This is a genomic window from Pseudomonas sp. NBRC 111138, assembly GCF_001320835.1.
In the GTDB taxonomy this organism is placed as follows: domain Bacteria; phylum Pseudomonadota; class Gammaproteobacteria; order Pseudomonadales; family Pseudomonadaceae; genus Aquipseudomonas; species Aquipseudomonas paracarnis.
On sequence record NZ_BCBO01000048.1, the window covers coordinates 41,711 to 60,395 of the forward strand.

The 18,685-nt window shown below is 60.9% G+C and carries 15 protein-coding genes; 10 read left to right on the plus strand and 5 right to left on the minus strand.

The features are described 5' to 3' along the window. Positions 1-5: 5 nt before the first annotated feature. The 3 genes from APH41_RS09235 to rpiB all read right to left on the minus strand — a co-directional run bounded on the left by APH41_RS09235 (position 6) and on the right by rpiB (position 3,546). Complete coding sequence (locus APH41_RS09235; protein ID WP_054918570.1) at positions 6-1,574, minus strand: TerC family protein; 1,569 nt, start codon at positions 1,572-1,574, stop codon at positions 6-8. A 466-nt stretch (positions 1,575-2,040) separates the two neighbouring features. Then, a complete protein-coding gene (locus APH41_RS09240; protein WP_054918572.1) occupies positions 2,041-3,021 on the minus strand; it encodes a sugar-binding transcriptional regulator in 981 nt (326 codons plus the stop codon). A 63-nt stretch (positions 3,022-3,084) separates the two neighbouring features. After that, positions 3,085-3,546 carry a ribose 5-phosphate isomerase B gene (rpiB, locus tag APH41_RS09245; RefSeq protein WP_019817614.1) on the minus strand — a complete coding sequence of 154 codons (462 nt, stop codon included), beginning with the start codon at positions 3,544-3,546 and terminating at the stop codon, positions 3,085-3,087. Positions 3,547-3,808: 262 nt separating this feature from the next. On the opposite strand from rpiB, the gene APH41_RS09250 reads away from it, so the two are divergent. From APH41_RS09250 to dhaL, 7 genes are all read left to right on the plus strand, one after another. After that, the gene (locus APH41_RS09250; RefSeq protein ID WP_054918574.1) at positions 3,809-5,296 is read left to right on the plus strand and encodes a sugar ABC transporter ATP-binding protein; all 1,488 of its coding nucleotides are present in this window, start codon (positions 3,809-3,811) and stop codon (positions 5,294-5,296) included. Continuing rightward, the gene (locus APH41_RS09255; protein ID WP_014718193.1) at positions 5,293-6,270 is read left to right on the plus strand and encodes an ABC transporter permease; all 978 of its coding nucleotides are present in this window, start codon (positions 5,293-5,295) and stop codon (positions 6,268-6,270) included. Before APH41_RS09250 ends, APH41_RS09255 begins: the two co-directional genes overlap by 4 nt. 34 nt (positions 6,271-6,304) lie before the next feature. Then, entirely contained in the window at positions 6,305-7,312 is a 1,008-nt protein-coding gene (locus tag APH41_RS09260; RefSeq protein ID WP_034125748.1) for a substrate-binding domain-containing protein, read from the plus strand. 121 nt (positions 7,313-7,433) lie between these two features. Further along, positions 7,434-8,189, plus strand: coding sequence for an SDR family oxidoreductase (locus tag APH41_RS09265; protein WP_054918576.1), 756 nt, complete (start codon positions 7,434-7,436; stop codon positions 8,187-8,189). 27 nt (positions 8,190-8,216) lie between these two features. Continuing rightward, the gene (locus APH41_RS09270; RefSeq protein WP_019817618.1) at positions 8,217-9,332 is read left to right on the plus strand and encodes an erythritol/L-threitol dehydrogenase; all 1,116 of its coding nucleotides are present in this window, start codon (positions 8,217-8,219) and stop codon (positions 9,330-9,332) included. A gap of 96 nt (positions 9,333-9,428) precedes the next feature. Next, positions 9,429-10,430, plus strand: a complete 1,002-nt coding sequence (locus APH41_RS09275) for a dihydroxyacetone kinase subunit DhaK (RefSeq protein ID WP_034125751.1) — start codon at positions 9,429-9,431, stop codon at positions 10,428-10,430. A gap of 3 nt (positions 10,431-10,433) precedes the next feature. Further along, positions 10,434-11,078: a dihydroxyacetone kinase subunit DhaL gene (gene dhaL / locus APH41_RS09280; RefSeq protein ID WP_054918578.1), complete on the plus strand. Its 645-nt coding sequence runs from the start codon at positions 10,434-10,436 to the stop codon at positions 11,076-11,078. A 148-nt stretch (positions 11,079-11,226) separates the two neighbouring features. On the opposite strand, the gene sohB is transcribed toward dhaL, so the two are convergent. Continuing rightward, a complete protein-coding gene (sohB, locus tag APH41_RS09285; protein WP_054918580.1) occupies positions 11,227-12,252 on the minus strand; it encodes a protease SohB in 1,026 nt (341 codons plus the stop codon). 194 nt (positions 12,253-12,446) lie between these two features. Between sohB and APH41_RS09290 the strand changes: the two genes are divergently transcribed. Both APH41_RS09290 and APH41_RS09295 read left to right on the plus strand, forming a co-directional pair. Then, positions 12,447-13,157 (plus strand): histidine phosphatase family protein, encoded by a 711-nt coding sequence (locus APH41_RS09290; protein ID WP_054918582.1) that lies wholly within the window; start codon positions 12,447-12,449, stop codon positions 13,155-13,157. A gap of 56 nt (positions 13,158-13,213) precedes the next feature. After that, on the plus strand, positions 13,214-13,528 hold the full coding sequence (locus APH41_RS09295; protein ID WP_034125754.1) for an SCP2 sterol-binding domain-containing protein: 315 nt from the start codon (positions 13,214-13,216) through the stop codon (positions 13,526-13,528). A 192-nt stretch (positions 13,529-13,720) separates the two neighbouring features. On the opposite strand, the gene APH41_RS09300 is transcribed toward APH41_RS09295, so the two are convergent. Further along, positions 13,721-16,357: a hypothetical protein gene (locus APH41_RS09300; protein ID WP_054918584.1), complete on the minus strand. Its 2,637-nt coding sequence runs from the start codon at positions 16,355-16,357 to the stop codon at positions 13,721-13,723. Positions 16,358-16,555: 198 nt separating this feature from the next. Here APH41_RS09300 and APH41_RS09305 point away from each other — a divergent pair, with 198 nt between their 5' ends. Then, on the plus strand, positions 16,556-17,932 hold the full coding sequence (locus APH41_RS09305) for a VOC family protein (protein WP_054918586.1): 1,377 nt from the start codon (positions 16,556-16,558) through the stop codon (positions 17,930-17,932). The last annotated feature ends 753 nt before the right edge of the window (positions 17,933-18,685 follow it).

Below are 18,685 nucleotides of genomic sequence, written 5' to 3' on the forward strand. Positions count from 1 at the left end.
CATCTTCAGCCGTTATGACCTGAGCAAGGGTGCAAGTGCACTTGCGTCACTCGACGCTCCTCCACTTCAGCCACGGTCAAACGCCAGCCTTCATGTTCCAGGCTATCGCCCACCACCGGCAGGCGGTCAAGCAGGCTCATCACCAAACCTGCCAGGGTTTGATAATCCTCGGTCGTCACCGCCTTGAAGCCCGTGCGTTGACGCACCAGGTTGAGGTTCAAGGCGCCATTGGCACGGAAGCCATCGCCTTGCTCGACAATATCGGGCCCTTCGATTTCGCTGGCATCGGGCAATTCACCGGCGATGGATTCCAGAATATCCGTCATGCTCAATACGCCCATGAAGTCGCCGAATTCGTTGATCACGAACGCGATGTGAGTGGACTCCTGGCGCATCTGCTCCAGGGCATTGAGGATCGAAAAGCTCTCCAGCAGGTTGATCGCCCGACGCGCCAGGTGTTCCAGGTTCGGCTCGTTGCCGGCCAGGTACTCCTTGAGCAACTCCTTCTTGTGCACAAAACCCAGGGGCTCATCCACCGCACCGTTACGGATCAACGGCAGACGCGAGTATGACGAGTGCATCAGTTTCAGACGGATCGTCTCGGGGTCATCCGCCAGGTCGATGCAATCAACCTTGGCCCTTGGGGTCATCAGGGTGCGAATCGGCCGCTCGGCCAGTTGCAGCACGCCGCTGATCATCACCCGTTCGCGTCGGTCAAACAGCGGACCCTGCGCAGCATCCGGCTCGCCCAGCAGGTCAGCCACGTCTTCACCCACCTCTTCCACCGCCAGGCTGCGGCCGCCCAACAAGCGCATCACCGCATGGGCGGTACGCTCACGCACCGGCAACACGCCCTGCGCCGACTTCTTGCGACGGGCTCGGGCGATCTGGTTGAACACCTCGATCAGAATCGAGAAGCCAATGGCCGCGTACAAGTAGCCCTTGGGAATATGGAAGCCCAGGCCTTCGGCGGTCAGGGCGAAACCGATCATCATCAGGAAGCCCAGGCACAGCATGATCACGGTGGGGTGCGCATTGACGAAACGGGTCAGCGGCTTGCTCGCCACGATCATCAGGCCGATGGACACGATCACGGCGATCATCATCACCGCCAGCTCGTCAACCATGCCCACGGCGGTAATCACCGCGTCGAGGGAGAACACCGCATCCAGCACCACGATCTGCGCGACGATCGGCCAGAACATGGCGTAAGCCACACTGCCCTTGTGCTGCGCCACATGGCCTTCAAGGCGCTCATGCAATTCCATGGTGGCCTTGAACAGCAGGAATATACCGCCGAACAGCATGATCAGGTCACGGCCGGAGAAGCTCTTGTCGAACACCTCGAACAGCGGCTGGGTGAGGGTCACCAACCAGGAAATACTCGCCAACAGGCCCAGGCGCATCAGCAGCGCCAGGGATAAACCGATCAAACGTGCACGGTCACGCTGCTCCGGCGGCAACTTGTCCGCCAGGATCGCGATAAACACCAGGTTGTCGATACCCAGCACCAGTTCCAGCACAATCAAGGTCGCAAGGCCGAGCCAGGCCGTAGGATCCGCTAACCATTCCATTTATAAATTCTCTGTCTTTAAAGTGTTCAGAACGCCGGGCACGGCAAAGTGCGGTCATGCGACCGGGACAAGGTTAGTTGACGGAATACGGGGTGCTTCAGCGGGAACAGCGACAGCGGTTGTCTTGGGGAAAGACGACTGGGAGGCTCCGAGAGGGTGTTCATGCAAGTCCTGAAATGACAAAAGGACTTGAATCCTACATTCGAAATACAAATTTCCCACAACGCAAAACTATTACAAAACCTGTAAACCCCTATCAGAAGCACAGCGATACTTGTGGGAGCTGGCTTGCCCGCGATGCAGGCACCTCGATGCATGATCGTTGAGATGCCGGCACCTCGATGCATGATCGTTCCCACGCTCTGCGTGGGAATGCCGCCTGTGACGCTCCGCGTCCCACCCGCGCAAGGATGACGCGGAGCGTCACAGGATGCGTTCCCACGCTGGAGCGTGGGAACGATCTGTATCAGGGTTTACGAGTGGCATCGTCCAGCGCCAGGATGGTGTGGGCATTGGTGACGGTGGTCGCCAGCGTATTGATCACCCCCGAACGCAACGCCCCCAAGGTCGCCGCCGCCTTGGTGTTCTCGCTGGCAATCGCCACCACGTCCGGGATGCGAAACAGCTCCTGCACCGTCAACCCGATCACCCGCCCCTGGATGGCGTTGACCGCCGGCTGGCCGTGAATGTCGATAAAGTCATAGCCCATCATGTCGCCCACAGTGCCAGACAGGCGCGCCTGGGCGATTTCCTGGGGCGAGAACCAGCCCATGCGCACCATGTTGCTGTTCTCGCTCATGTCGCCGATGCCGATCAAGGCAATGTCAGCGCGGCGTGCGCGGTCAAGGGTCGAACGCACCGTGTCGTTGTTGATCAGCACCCCGCGCAGTTCCGGGTTGGCCACCAACGCCGGGGCGTAGAGGCTTTCACTTTCGCCCCCAAAGCGCAGGGCCAGGCGTCGGCAGATGTGGTCAGGGTTCATGTATTCGCCGGCCTTGAGCGAACCGCCGATGGCACACACGAAGGTGCAGTTGCGGGTCACCGGCAGAAACACGTTATCGGCCACCGCGCCGACGTTACGCCCCATGCCCACGGCAACGATCATCCCATCACTCAGGGTCTTGTTGAGGTAGTTGGCGACCAGGCTGGCGACCGCCGAGCGCTGGGTGTCGGGGTCGCTGTGGTCGACCGCGATCAAGGCGCGGTCGAGCTTGAAGCGCTCTACCAGCGCCCGCTCCAGCTCGTTGTTCATCGCCGGGTGCTGCAACACACGCACCTCGACGATCCCTTCATCCCGAGCACGCTTGAGCAGGCGGCTGACTTTGGCCCGCGACAGGTCAAAGCGCTTGGCAATGGCCTCCTGAGTGACGTTCTCAAGGTAATAGAGCATCGCCACTTCGGTCATCTGATCGATATCACTGGCCATGCGCTGGGTACTGTCACTCATGGGGACGGGCTTCCGTTTCGGCGTCAAAGGCGCATTCTCCCGACTCTTGCCCCGCGCCGTCCACTACTGATGCCCATCGCGCTCGATCGCATTGATGCGTTCGACCTTGGCCCCGGACCGCGCCGCTTCGAACTCCGAGGCCAAAAACGCACTGACGATGCTTTTGGCCAACTCCGCACCGATGACCCGCGCACCGATGGAGAGGATTTGCGCATCGTTGCTCTTGCGCGCCCGCTCCGCCGAGTAGGTGTCATGGGCCTGGGCCGCACGGATGCCCAGCACCTTGTTGGCCGAGATGGCCATGCCTATGCCGGTGCCGCATACCAGCACGCCGAGGCGCTGTTGCCCGGCATTGATGGCGGTGGCCACGGCCAGGGCGATGTCCGGGTACAGCACCGGCGCCGTTGAATGCGTACCGAAGTCGGTCACCGGGTATCCCAACGCCTCGATATGGCGCTTCAACAACTCTTTGAGCTCAAAACCCGCTTCATCACATCCGATAGCCACCGGGAAAGGTGTGTTCATGGCGCCAAACTCCACTGATCAAATGATCACTTAGTGAAATATCTCTCACTCATTTCGCAAGCATTCACCCCTTACTGTCAAGCGAGATTTAACTGACCTGCCAGTCAAAGCCCTATACCAAGGCAATAACCGCGTCAAAGATGAGAATCACACCTTTTAAGTGAAAGAGATTGACTGATCAGAATTTCATTTGATACACATATGATCACAGCGAAACATGACTGTGCGACCTAATAAGAATTCACAGCACGAGGACACGCCGATGGCCACGCCATTACTGCTCCAGGCTGAACACGTCGCCAAGGCTTACGCCGGGGTGCCAGCCCTGCGCGACGGGCGCCTTTCTCTGCGCGCCGGCAGCGTCCACGCCCTGTGCGGCGGCAACGGTGCCGGCAAGTCGACCTTCCTGAGCATCCTGATGGGCATCACCCAGCGTGACGCCGGCAGCATTCTGCTCAACGGCGCACCAGTGCAGTTCAATCGCCCGAGTGAAGCCTTGGCCGCGGGGATCGCAATGATCACCCAGGAGCTCGAACCCATCCCCTACATGACCGTCGCCGAAAACATCTGGCTGGGCCGCGAACCGCGCCGCGCCGGTTGCATCGTCGACAGCAAGGCCCTCAACCGCCGCACCCGCGAACTGCTCGAAAGCCTGGAGTTCGACGTCGACGCCACCAGCCCCATGCACCGCTTGAGCGTGGCGCAGATGCAATTGGTGGAAATCGCCAAGGCGTTCAGCCATGACTGCCAAGTGATGATCATGGACGAGCCCACCTCGGCCATCGGCGAGCGCGAGGCCGAAACCCTGTTCAAGGCGATTCGCCGCCTTACCGCACGCGGTGCCGGCATCGTGTACGTGTCCCATCGACTGAGCGAACTGGCGCAGATCGCCGATGACTACAGCATCTTCCGTGATGGCGCCTTTGTCGAAAGCGGGCGCATGGCCGATATCGACCGCGACCACCTGGTGCGCGGCATTGTCGGCCAGGAACTGACGCGCATCGACCACAAGGTGGGCCGCGAATGCGCGGCCAGCACCTGCCTGCAGGTCGACAACCTGAGCCGCAACGGTGAGTTCCACGACATCAGCCTGCAGCTGCGCCGTGGCGAGATCCTCGGCATTTATGGGTTGATGGGCTCCGGGCGCAGTGAATTCCTCAATTGCATCTACGGCCTGACCGTGGCGGATGCCGGCAGCGTTACCTTGCAAGGCAAGCCCATGCCCATCGGGCAGCCCAAGGCGACCATCGACGCCGGCATGTCGCTGGTCACCGAAGACCGCAAGGACAGCGGCCTGGTGCTGACCGGCAGCATCCTGTCGAACATTGCACTGTCGGCCTATAAGCGCTTGTCGAGTTGGTCGCTGATCAACGCACGCAAAGAAGCGCAACTGGCCGAAGACATGGTCAAGCGCCTGCAGATCAAGACCAGCTCCCTGGAGCTGCCGGTGGCGTCCATGAGCGGCGGCAACCAGCAAAAGGTGGTGCTCGCCAAATGCCTGTCCACGGAACCGGTGTGCCTGCTCTGCGATGAACCCACCCGCGGCATCGACGAAGGCGCCAAACAGGAGATCTACCACCTGCTCGACCAGTTTGTGCGGGCCGGTGGCGCAGCCATTGTGGTGTCGTCAGAAGCACCGGAACTGCTGCACTTGAGCGACCGCATCGCCGTCTTCAAAGGTGGCCGGCTGGTCACTATCAGCACCGACACCGCCCTTTCCCAGGAAGCCTTGTTGAGTCTTGCCTCATGAATGCCAAAACCATCGTTGCCCCCGTTACCGCCGCGCCGCGCAACCGCCTGCGCCTGTCCCTCGACCGCTTCGGCCTGCCGCTGGTGTTTATCCTGCTGTGCGTGGTGATGGCGTTTTCCAGTGAGTACTTCATGACCTGGCGCAACTGGATGGACATCCTGCGCCAGACCTCCATCAACGGCATTCTCGCCGTGGGCATGACCTATGTGATCCTGACCAAGGGCATCGACCTGTCGGTGGGGTCGATCCTGGCGTTCGCCGGGTTGTGCAGCGCCATGGTCGCCACCCAGGGTTATGGCCTGTTGGCGGCGGTCAGCGCAGGGATGTTTGCCGGCGCGATGCTCGGGGTGGTCAATGGTTTCATGATCGCCAACCTGTCGATCCCGCCGTTCGTGGCCACCCTCGGCATGCTCAGCATCGCCCGGGGCATGACCTTTATTCTCAACGACGGCAGCCCGATCACCGACCTGCCCGACGCCTACCTGGCCCTGGGCATCGGCAAGGTCGGCCCGGTGGGCGTGCCGATCATCATCTTCGCCGTAGTCGCGCTTATTTTCTGGATGGTGCTGCGCTACACCACCTACGGCCGTTATGTGTACGCGGTGGGCGGCAATGAAAAAAGCGCGCGCACATCGGGCATTGGCGTGCGCAAGGTGATGTTCTCGGTCTACGTGGTCTCGGGCCTGCTCGCCGGGTTGGCCGGCGTGGTGCTGTCGGCACGCACCACCTCTGCCCTGCCCCAGGCCGGGGTTTCCTACGAGCTGGACGCGATTGCCGCAGTGGTGATCGGTGGCACCAGTTTGTCCGGCGGTACCGGCAGCATTGTCGGCACCTTGTTCGGGGCACTGTTGATCGGCGTGATCAATAACGGCCTGAACCTGCTCGGCGTGTCCTCCTATTACCAGCAGGTCGCCAAGGGCCTGATCATCGTGTTTGCAGTACTGATCGACGTGTGGCGCAAGAAGAAACGCTGAAGAACGACCCATAACAATAACTGGAGTTCTACTTATGAAACTGGGTACCACCCTGGCCGCTGCGGCGGCCCTCTCCCTGCTCGCCAGCAGTATCGCCCTGGCCGCCGACGGCAAGACCTACAAGATCGGCGCAGCCGTCTATGGCCTCAAGGGTCAGTTCATGCAGAACTGGGTCCGCGAGCTCAAGGAACATCCGGCCGTCAAGGATGGCACCGTGCAGTTGACCGTGTTCGACGGCAACTACGACGCCCTGACCCAGAACAACCAGATCGAAAACATGGTGACCCAACGCTACGACGCGATTCTGTTCGTACCGATTGATACCAAGGCCGGCGTCGGTACCGTCAAGGCCGCCATGAGCAACGACGTGGTGGTCATCGCCTCCAATACGAAAGTAGCCGATGCCAGCGTGCCGTATGTGGGCAACGACGACGTGGAAGGCGGCCGCCTGCAGGCCCAGGCCATGGTCGACAAGCTCAATGGCAAGGGCAATGTGGTGATCATCCAGGGCCCGATTGGCCAGTCGGCGCAGATCGACCGGGAAAAAGGCGAGCTGGAAGTGCTGGGCAAACACCCGGACATCAAGATCATCGAAAAGAAAACCGCCAACTGGGACCGCGCCCAGGCCATGACGCTCACCGAAGACTGGCTCAACGCCCACCCCAAGGGCATCAATGGCGTGATCGCCCAGAATGACGACATGGCCCTGGGCGCCGTGCAGGCGCTGAAGTCCCATGGCCTCACCTCCAAGGATGTGCCTGTGACCTCTATCGACGGCATGCCGGATGCGATCCAGGCGGCGAAAAAGGACGAAGTCACCACCTTCCTACAGGATGCCCAGGCCCAGTCCCAAGGCGCGCTGGACGTAGCGTTGCGTGCCTTGGCCGGCAAGGACTACAAGCCGCAATCGGTGATTTGGGAGCGCTATGCCAAAGACGTGAAATGGGGTGACGGCACGGCCAAGAATTACATTCTGCCCTGGGTGCCGGTGACCAATGCCAATGCGGACGCGCTGTACAAGCAAGTCAGCGGCGGTAAGTAGTTTGATCGTTCCCACGCTCCGCGTGGGAACGCATCCCGTGACGCTCCGCGTCACTTAACATCGGAACGCAGAGCGTTCCACGCGGCATTCCCACGCAGAGCGTGAGAACGAGGAGTCATTCATGTCTGGTTTCTGGAACCAAGCCTTCGACCTCAGCGGCCGTTGCGCGGTGATCACCGGTGGCGCCGCCGGCATCGGCCTGGCCTGCGCCACCTTGCTGGCGGAACGCGGCGCAAGGGTGGCGCTGCTGGACCGCGACCCGGCCGTGGTCGAGGCGGCCGCCAGCCTGGGTGCCGGGCACCTTGGCATTGCCGTCGACCTCGGGAGGATCGACCAGATACAACCGACCGTCGACAAGGTGTTCGCGCATTTCCAGCGCCTGGATTACCTGATCAACAGTGCAGGCGTGGTGCTGCTGGACAAGGCCATCGAGGTCAGCGAAAGCGCCTGGGACACCACCCTGGACATCAACCTCAAGGCCAGTTTTTTCATGGCTCAGGCCTGCGCCAGGCACATGATCGCCCAGGGCGGCGGGCGCATCGTCAACCTGGCGTCCCAGGCCGCCGTGATTGGCCTGGACCGTCACGTCGCCTACTGCGCCAGCAAGGCCGCCATCGTCGGCATGACCAAGGTATTGGCCATGGAGTGGGCGCCGCAGATCAACGTCAACGCCATCTCTCCGACCATCGTCGAAACCGCCCTGGGCAAAAAAGCCTGGGCGGGCGAGGTGGGTGAGCGGGCCAAATTGCAGATTCCAGCAGGTCGCTTTGCCCAGCCGGAAGAAATCGCCGGGCTGGCGCTGTACCTGCTCAGCGACGCCGCACAGATGATCACCGGTGCCAACATGGTGATCGACGGCGGCTACAGCATTCAGTAATTCATCGTTATGTCGTGAGGTTTTGTCATGTCCACCGTCACCGAACGCACACCTGAACAACTCGCCCCGAGCATCCCGAAAACCATGCAGGCTGTGGTCTGCCACGGTCCCGAAGATTACCGCCTGGAAACCGTCGACGTGCCCACGCCCGGCCCCGACGAGATCCTGACCAAAGTCGAGCTGTGCGGCATTTGCATGGGCGATATCAAGACCTATCGCGGCGCGCCGTCGTTCTGGGGCGATGCCGAACAACCGCGCTACGTGAAGCCACCGATGATCCCCGGGCATGAGTTCGTGTGCCGCGTGGTCGCCCTTGGCCCAGGCGCCGAGAAGCGCGGCGTGGCCGTGGGCGACCGGGTGATCTCCGAGCAGATCGTGCCGTGCTGGGGCTGCCGCTTTTGCAACCACGGCCAGTACTGGATGTGCCAGAAGCACGACCTGTATGGCTTCCAGAACAATGTGCAGGGCGCCATGGCCCAATACATGATCTTCACCAAGGAAGGCATCATCCACAAAGTACCGGAATCCATCGCCCCCGATGAAGCGATCCTGATCGAACCCCTGGCCTGCTCGCTACACGCGGCGGAACGCGCCAACGTCGACCATGACGACATCGTGGTGGTCGCCGGCGCCGGCACCCTGGGCCTGGGCATCATCGGCGCGGTGCGGTTGCGCAACCCGAAAAAACTCATCGTGCTGGACATGAAACCCGAACGCGCCGCCCTCGCCCTGCGCCTGGGCGCCGATGAAGTGTGGAACCCGGCCGAGGTGGATGTGTTGGCGAAGATCCGCGAAATCACCGATGGCTACGGCTGCGACATTTATATCGAGGCGACCGGGCATCACAAGGCGGTGAACCAAGGCCTGGCGATGCTGCGCAAGCTGGGACGCTTTGTGGAATTCAGCGTGTTCAATGACGAGGCCACGGTGGATTGGTCGATCATCGGTGACCGCAAGGAGCTGGATATCCTCGGCTCGCACCTGGGGCCGTATATGTACCCAAGGGCCATAGACTTTATCGGCAACCGCAAGATCGATATGCGCGACGTGGTGACCCACAAGTTTGCGCTGGCGGACTTCAAGGAAGCCTTTGCAGTGATGGAACGCGGCGATAAATCGCTGAAGGTTGTGCTCGAACCCTGATCTCAGTAACAACACAAAACCCTGTGGGAGCTGGCTTGCCTGCTCCCACAATGGAAGGGTGTCGCCCCTTAGAACAAGAACACAGGAACCCGCGTTATGAATCGAGTCATCAACGATCCCGACCAAGTGGTCGAAGACATGCTGCGCGGCATCCTGGTCGCGCACCCCGAACTGCGCCAGTACGAAAGCAACCCACGGGTCATTGTCAGGGCCAGACCGTCCGCCCAGGGCCGCGTCGGCATTGTCACCGGCGGCGGCTCCGGGCATGAACCGGCGTTCCTCGGCTATGTTGGCCCGGGCCTGGTGGATGCGGTGGCCGTCGGCGAGATTTTTTCCTCGCCCACCGCCAAAAGCTTTTTCGACGCCTTCCGCGCCGCCGACCATGGCGCAGGCGTGGCCTGCCTGTATGGCAACTACGCGGGCGACAACATGAACGTGAAGCTGGCAATGAAAATGGCCGCCAGCAAAGACATGCGCATCCGCACCGTGGTCGCCAACGATGACGTGGCCTCCGCGCCCAAGGCCGATATTGCCAAGCGTCGCGGCGTGGCCGGGGAGATCTTCATGTGGAAGATCGGCGGTGCCGCCGCTGCCCAGCATTACGACCTGGACGGCGTGATTCGGGTGGCGCAGAAAACCGTCGACCACTGCCGCTCGATTGGTATCGGCCTTACGCCCTGCACGATAGCCGCGGTGGGCAAGCCGAACTTCCAGATTCCCGACGGCCAGATGGAGCTGGGTATCGGCCATCATGGCGAACCGGGCATCGAAGTCATCCCGATTGAACCGGCCGCCGCCATGGCCGAGCGCATGCTGGCGCCGATCCTCGCCGACCGCGATTTCAGCCAGGACGACAGCGTGGTGGTGCTGGTCTCAGGCCTGGGCGCCACCCCGGTGATGGAGTTGTATATTTTCTACGCCGAGGTGGAAAAACAGCTCAAGGCCAAAGGTTTGAAGATTCACCGCTGCTACGTGGGCAACTACTTCACTTCCCTGGAGATGATGGGCGTGACCTTGACCCTGCTCGGCCTCGACGCCGAGCTGAAAACCCTGATCGACCAACCCTGCCGCTCCATCGGCATGACCCAGGCGGAGTGAACCATGAGCCAGCATTTTTCCACCCATGAGGGTAGCGCCATCGTCGCCGACCTGGTCAGCGTGATCGTGGCCAACCGGGAGTACCTCAGCGAAGTCGACGGCGCTATAGGCGATGGCGACCATGGCATCAACATGGCCAAGGGCTTTGCCCATTGCGGCCGTACGATCGAAGGCCGCCAACTGACCCTGGCCGAAGCCCTGGATGAACTGACCCTGAGCCTGATGGAAGGCATCGGCGGCTCCATGGGGCCCTTGTATGGCAGCCTGTTTATCGGTATGGCCGACGAAGTGCGCGGCAGTGAAGACATCGACGCCGCCACCTTCGCCCATCTGCTGCGCGGCGGCTTGACCTCGTTGCAGGACATCACCGAAGCGGGCGTGGGCGACAAGTGCTTGATGGACACGTTGATCCCGGCGGTGGAAGCCTTTGAACGGGCGCATGCAGCGGCGCGTTCTTTCAGCGATGCACTCGACGCGATGAAAAGCGCTGCTTCTCAGGGGCGGGATTCGACCAAGGACCTGGTGGCCAAGATTGGCCGAGCGAGTCGTTTGGGTGAGCGCTCCCTCGGCGTTCTGGATGCCGGGGCCGTATCGTGCTGCCTGATCCTTACGCAGTTGGCGGACTCGATTAAACCCCGTTTGACCTGACATGATCGTTCCCACGCTCCGCGTGGGAATGCAGCCTTGGACGCTCCGCGTCCCACCTACGCCAGGGTGACGCAGAGCGTCACTGGTGGCATTCCCACGCTCCGCGTGGGAACGATCGACAAGGGATTACCTGGATTTCAGTAATGGCTTACCAGAACCGCTGCTGGGTCAAGCGGCTCCACCAGGTCAACAGCACCCGGTCCACCGAACCGCTGGCCGCCAAGCCCACGCGCTCCTGCAGGCTCTTACGCTCGGCATAGTGCAGGTGGAACACTTCGGCGGTCTTGGCCTTGGTGGCCAGGTATTCATCGCTGGTTTGCAGCTCATCGACCAGTTGTTTGTCGAGAGCGGCAACCCCCAACCACACTTCGCCAGTGGCCACCTCGTCAATCGCCAACTGCGGGCGGTAACGCGAGACGAAGTTCTTGAACAGCTGATGAGTGATGTCCAGGTCTTCCTGGAACTTCTCCCGGCCCTTCTCGGTGTTTTCGCCGAACACTGTGAGCGTGCGCTTGTATTCACCGGCGGTCAGCACTTCAAAGTCGATGTCGTGCTTTTTAAGCAGGCGATTGACGTTGGGCAACTGCGCCACCACGCCAATGGAACCGAGAATGGCGAAGGGAGCGCTGATGATCTTCTCGCCGATGCACGCCATCATGTAGCCACCGCTGGCCGCGACTTTGTCGATGCACACGGTCAACGGCACGCCGGCCTGGCGGATACGCGCCAGTTGCGAGGAGGCCAGGCCATAGCTGTGCACCATGCCGCCGCCGCTTTCCAGGCGTAGCACCACTTCATCCTTGGGCGTGGCCAGGCTCAGCAGTGCGGTGATTTCATGACGCAGGCTTTCGGTGGCCGAGGCCTTGATGTCACCGTCGAAATCCAGCACGAATACCCGTGGCTTGGGCTCGGGCTTCTTCTTGTCTTTCTTCTTTTCAGCTTTGGTTTCGGACTTGCGCAGGGCCTTGAGCTGGTCCTTGTCGAGCAGGCTGGACTCCAGGCGCTCACGCAAGCCCTTGTAGAAATCATTCAGCTTGCTGACCTGCAATTGGCCGGCGGATTTACGACGACCTTTGCTGCGCAGTGCTGCAAAGCTGATCAGTACCACCAGAATAGCGACCACCAGGGTGACGGTCTTCGCCAGAAAGCTCGCGTATTCGGCCAAAAAATCCATATGTCTCCTTAAAAAATGCACTGCGCCAGGCGCGGATGGCCTCAGCATACCGACGCCACTGCGAAGGAGCCAGTGATCAAACCGCCAGCAGGCGGGCTCCAACGCGCTTTTAAAACAAGCGTATGTTTTTTCATTGACAGCTCGCAGGCATCCTCATAACCTCGCCAGACTTTCAACGTACCGGGAAAACGGACGTGGGCAGCATTTATCTGATTCGACATGGCCAGGCTTCCTTCGGTGCAGACGACTATGACGTCCTCTCGCCCATTGGCGTGGAACAAGCGCAAGTGCTCGGTCGCCACCTGGCAGACCTGGGCATTGCGTTTGACCGCTGCATCGCCGGCGACCTGCGTCGCCAGCAGCACACTGCCAGCGCCACGTTCGACCAGTACAGCGCCCTGGGCTTGCCGGTTCCGCCATTGGAAACAGACAGCGCGTTCAACGAGTTCGACGGCGAGGCAATCATTCGCGGCCTGTTGCCCGACCTGCTCAGCAGTGAACCGGATGCCGTGCACGTCCTGCGCAATGGCCCGCAGAACCGCAGCGAGTTCCAACGCATTTTCGCCCTGATCATCGAACGCTGGCTGGCCGGCACCTATGATCCGCCCGGGCTGGAAAGCTGGCTGGGGTTTGTCGAGCGGGTCCAGGGTGGTTTGCAGCGGATCCTTGAAGCCGCCAACCACACCGACAAAATCGCCGTATTCACCTCCGGCGGCACCATCACCGCCCTGCTCCACCTGATTACCCGAATGCCTGCCGCCCAGGCCTTCGAAATGAACTGGCAAATTGTTAACACCTCGCTCAACCAACTGAAGTTCCGTGGTCGCGAGGTGGCACTGGCTTCCTTCAACAGTCACGCCCACTTGCAACTGTTGAAGGCGCCGCAGCTCATCACTTTCCGATGAACTGCGGCCAACCGTGACCCCAAGGTCACTGGACTCTACCCTTAAGGATCGAAACCATGACTGACGTAGCTAAAGCAGTAGAAGCAATGAAAGCCAAATTCAACCCAAGCGCTGCCGAAGGCTTGGACCTGGTGTTCGGTTTCCGTATCGACGACAGCAAGAATTTCTCGCTGGTGGTCAAGGACAAGACCTGCGAACTCAAAGAAGGCGAAAACCCTGACGCTCAGGTCACCCTGGTGATGGACAGCGAGACCCTGGAAGGCATCGTCGACGGCTCCACCGACGGCATGCAAGCGTTCATGGGCGGCAAGCTGCGCACCGAAGGCGACATGATGCTGGCGATGAAACTGAGCGAGCTGTTCCCTTCCTGATTCACGGGTAACCCTGAATCCTGATCCCGCCTCCCCAGGCGGGATTTTTTTGCCTGCATTCTCGCGGTGAATGAAGATCCCCTGTGGGAGCTGGCTTGCCTGCGATGGCATCTACTCCATTTGCCGGACGCACCGCGGTGCCTGTATCGCAGGCAAGCCAGCTCCCACAGAAAAGCAAATCCGTAGGACTGCTCAGGTTTTTGGCTGTAGCAACAACGCCACCAACGCGCTCCACCCGGTCTGGTGTGAAGCCCCCAACCCTCGCCCTGTCTCACCATGAAAATACTCATGGAACAACACCAGGTCACGACTGGCCGGGTCTTCCTGCAACTGCGCATACCCCGCCATCGACGGCCGCACACCGTTTTCATCTTTGAGAAACAGCCGCGTCAGCCGCTCGCTGAGGCTGTCAGCCACTTCCTCGAGAGACGCCAGATACCCACTGCCCGTCGGGTACTCCACGGAAAAATGCTCCGCGTAATAGCGATGAAATTCGCGCAACGATTCAATCAGCATGTAATTGACCGGCATCCACAGCGGCCCGCGCCAATTGGAGTTGCCGCCGTACAAACGTGAGTCGGATTCACCGGGTTGGTAACTGGCGCACAAGGTGTCGCCATTCATCTTCAACGCCAGGGGCTGCTCGGCGAACGCCTTGGACAGGGCGCGCACGCCAAAGGCCGACAAGAACTCCTGGTCATCCAGCATGCGTCGCAGCAAATCCTTGGTGCGTTCACCGCGCAGCAGCGCCAGCAACAGGCGGTTGCCCTGCCCCGGTTCGGTCCAGCGCGAAACCAACCTGGCCAGGTCCGGCCGATGATGCATAAAGCCCAGCAGGCGCTCGCGCAAGCCTTCCAGGCCCTCGTGCTCGCGCTGTTCCAGCACAAGCACCGCGAACAGCGGCATTAACCCGACGATGGAGCGCAGGCGCACCGGTTCGCTCTGGCCATCAGGACGGTGCAGTACGTCGTAGAAAAACTGGTCCTGCTCATCCCACAAGCCTTCGGTGCTGTCATCGACGCGGTTGATAGCGCCGGCGATGTAGAGGAAATGCTCGAAGAACTTCACGGCAATGTCCACATACACCGCATTGCGCTTGGCCAACTCCAGGCCGATGCGCATCAGGTCCAGGGCGTAGGCCGCCACCCAGGCGGTGCCATCGGCCTGGTCCAACTGGTAACCCGGCGGCAATGTGGCCGAGCGGTCGAACAAGGCGATATTGTCCAGGCCCAGAAAACCGCCCTGGAACAGGTTGCGGCCCTCGGCGTCCTTGCGGTTGACCCACCAGGAGAAATTCAGCAGCAGCTTGTGAAAGATCCGCTCCAGGAAATCCATGTCGCCCACGCCGGTCAACGCCTTGTCCTGCTGATATACGCGCCAGCTGGCCCAGGCGTGCACGGGCGGGTTGGCGTCGTCAAAGCGCCATTCGTAGGCCGGCAATTGGCCGTTGGGGTGCATGAAGCGGTCCTTTACCAGCAGCAACAGCTGTTGCTTGGCGTAACCGGGGTCGATCAGCGCGATGGCCACCGCCTGGAAGCCTTGATCCCAGGAGGCATACCAGGGGTATTCCCAAGTGTCGGGCATGGACAAGATGTCGAAGTTGCTCAGGTGCCGCCAATGGGTATTGCGGATAAGCAGACGCTCGGGCGGTGGCGCGGGCTGGGCCGGGTCGCCGTCAAGCCACTGGTTCACGTCGAAATAGTACAGTTGCTTGGACCACAGCAGGCCGGCCAGGGCCTGGCGTTGCACATTGCGCGCATCGTCATCGGCAAGGCCCTGTTGCAAGACCGCATAGAAGTCATCGGCCTCCTGGCGGCGCTGTTCGAATAGCTTGCGCGCATTGACATCGGGCGCGTCCAAAGGCGCAAAACGCAGGTAGAGGATTTTGCTTTCCTGGCCCGCCAGTTCAAGGGTGAAATGCGCGGCCACCTTGGTGCCGGCGTCCCGGCGAACAGCCGACCCAACCCCGCCCACCACGTAATCATTAACGCCATCCTTGAATGGCCCCGGCGCCGGTTGCCCGTCCAGTTTGGGACGATTGGTTTGGTTTTCGCAGAACAGCCACTGCAACCCGTCCTGGCCCCAGGCACTGAGGTGGCGATCATCGAGCTCATGATGACGCGCCAGAACCCGCTCGCCGTCCAAACTCAAGCTGGGCTTGGGTGCATCGAAGGTCCAGCTCCAGTCATTGCGCGCCCAGAGCTGGGGCAGCACCTGCAGGCGTGTGGGTTGGTCCGAACGGTTATGCACGGTGACGCGCATGAAAATATCGTCGGGCTGATGCTTGGCGTATTCGACACTGACGTCGCAGTAGTGGTTGTCTGCGAACACACCGGTATCAAGGATTTCATACTCGGCATCCGCCAGCCCACGACGGGCGTTTTCGGCGATCAGGTCAGCGTAGGGAAAGGCCGCATGGGGATATTTGTAGAGCATGCGCATGTAGGCATGGCTCGGCACGCCATCGACGAAAAAGTACAGTTCCTTGACGTCTTCACCGTGGTTGCCTTCGGCGTTGTCGAGGCCGAACAGACGTTCCTTGAGGATTGCGTCACGCTCGTTCCACAGCGCCAGGCCCAGGCACCAGCGTTGAGCCTTGTCACTGAAACCGGCCAATCCATCCTCGCCCCATCGATAGGCGCGGCTGCGTGCATGCTCATGAGGGAAGTAGGCCCAGGCGTCACCGTCGGCGCTGTAGTCTTCGCGCACCGTGCCCCATTGGCGTTCACTCAGGTACGGGCCCCACTCGCGCCACTGCTCGGCGCCTGGCGTTGCCAGGCGCTGGCCTTCGAGGGTGTCCAGCAGGTTGGTTGCGGGTTTGGCCGTCATTGGGTCCTCCTTCACCTACACAGTGGAGCGCAGTGTAGAGCCCAATGACGCCCGCTTGCACATGAAGACTTGGACGCAGGATCAACTCATTCATTTGCAGAATGAAGTCCAGAAGAATCTTCGTTTGCAAGGCGGCAGGCTGCTCAACAAAATCAGGCAAAGGCCACTTTCATCGCTCCAGTCATCAGGAATTTTTCTATGCACGCCACTGCACATGTCAGCCCTGACGAGATCCGCAAGGGCTTTTCCAAGGCCATGTCCGACATGTATCGAGAGGAAGTTCCTTTATATGGGGCGTTGCTGGAATTGGTGGCCGAGACCAACGCACATGTGCTCGACAGCGAACCGGGCCTGGCGCACCAGCTGCAGCGTACCGGCGAAATCCAGCGCCTGGGCATGGAACGCCACGGCGCCATCCGCTTGGGCACCGCTGCGGAACTGGCAACCATCAGCCGTTTGTTCGCGGTGATGGGCATGCAACCGGTGGGGTACTACGACCTCACCCCCGCTGGCGTGCCTGTTCACTCCACCGCCTTTCGCGCCGTGCATGAACATGCGCTGCAAACCAGCCCGTTTCGCGTGTTCACCTCATTGCTGCGCCTGGAACTGATCGAAAACCCCGACCTGCGCGCCTTCGCCGAAAGCGCCCTGGCCAAGCGCTCGATCTTCACCGGCGAGGCCTTGGCATTGATCGACCAGGCAGAGACCCAAGGCGGCTTGAATGCCAGCGATGCCGAGGCCTTTATCCGCCAGGCCCTGGAGACGTTCCGCTGGCACCACACTGCCACCGTCACCGGCGCCCAATATCAGCAACTGAGCGACCAGCACCGCCTTATCGCCGACGTCGTCGCGTTCAAAGGCCCGCACATCAACCACCTGACGCCACGCACCCTGGACATCGACCAGGTGCAGGCGGCGATGCCCGGCAAAGGCATCACTCCCAAAGCCGTGATCGAAGGCCCACCCCGGCGCCAGTGCCCGATCCTGCTGCGCCAGACCAGCTTCAAGGCCCTGGACGAACCCATCGCCTTCACCGATGCCCACGGTAGCCACAGCGCGCGCTTCGGCGAAATCGAACAACGCGGGGTCGCACTTACCCCTAAAGGCCGCGCCCTGTACGACCAACTGCTGAACGCCGCCCGTGACGAACTCGGCACATTCCCCAATGAAGCCAACGCCGAGCGCTATGTGCAATTGATGGAACAGCACTTCCACGCCTTCCCCGATAACTACCCGCAGATGCGCGAGCAGGGCTTGGCGTATTTTCGCTACTTCGTCACCGATAAAGGCCTGACGGCACGCGGCCAGGCCGATCAGCCGCGCACATTGGAGGCGCTGGTCGGTGCCGGTCATGTGGCGGTGGAGCCGTTGGTGTATGAGGACTTTTTACCGGTCAGTGCGGCGGGGATCTTCCAGTCAAACCTGGGGGATGGGGCGCAGAGTCACTACGCGGGCAACTCCAACCGAGATGCCTTCGAACAGGCGCTGGGGCGCAGGACGATTGATGAGTTGCAGTTGTATGAGCAGACGCAGCAGCGTTCCATGGATATATGCGTTGAAACGCTGTTGAAATGACTGGATGCAAGACCGAACGCCAAGCGTCACCGCCTTAATGGTAACCACGATGCGAAGCGAGCCGCTCTTGATCTTGATCTGCTTTTGATCTTGATCTTAAGCGCCCCGTCAAACCACGCTGGCCGGAATTCGACAGGGATTTGGGGGGTAAACCGGCAGGGATGCCGGTTTAGCCGCCCCGCGCCATGGATGGCGCGTGGCGGCGGCCCCCCAAATCACTGGCGGATTACGGGCACATCGAGCCTAAGCGAGGTTCCGAGTGGTGGGGCAAGAGCCTTTTGCTTACTTTTGGGCTTTTCAAAAGTGAGCCGCTGTAAAAGCGGAACCCTAAGTGGCCGTTACCGCAGGAATGGATATACACCCGGTATACCTGCGTCGCCTGTCAGGCCGCCTTCGCGAGCAAGCCCGCTCCCACAGTTGGATCGCGGTGTGTCAGGTAGATAGGCGTCGGCTGGGAGGCCGCCATCGCAGGCAAGCCAGCTCCCACAGACGGTATTTGCAGCCGACCGATTCGGCCCTGTGTTGCATGAATTCTGAGGATGCCCACCCGGCTCAAACAACGCAATCCTTGCGCCGCAATAAGCCCCAGAGCCGAGTGGACGGGGCGCATCATAAGGAGAGAAGCGACACTTGTCCTCCAGACAATTCTGAACAAATGTGCACATTCCGTGTGTGTGTGTGTGTGGCGAGGGAGCTTGCTCCCGCTGGGGTGCGAAGCGCCCCCATCGGCGGCGGCTGCGCAGCCGAACGGGA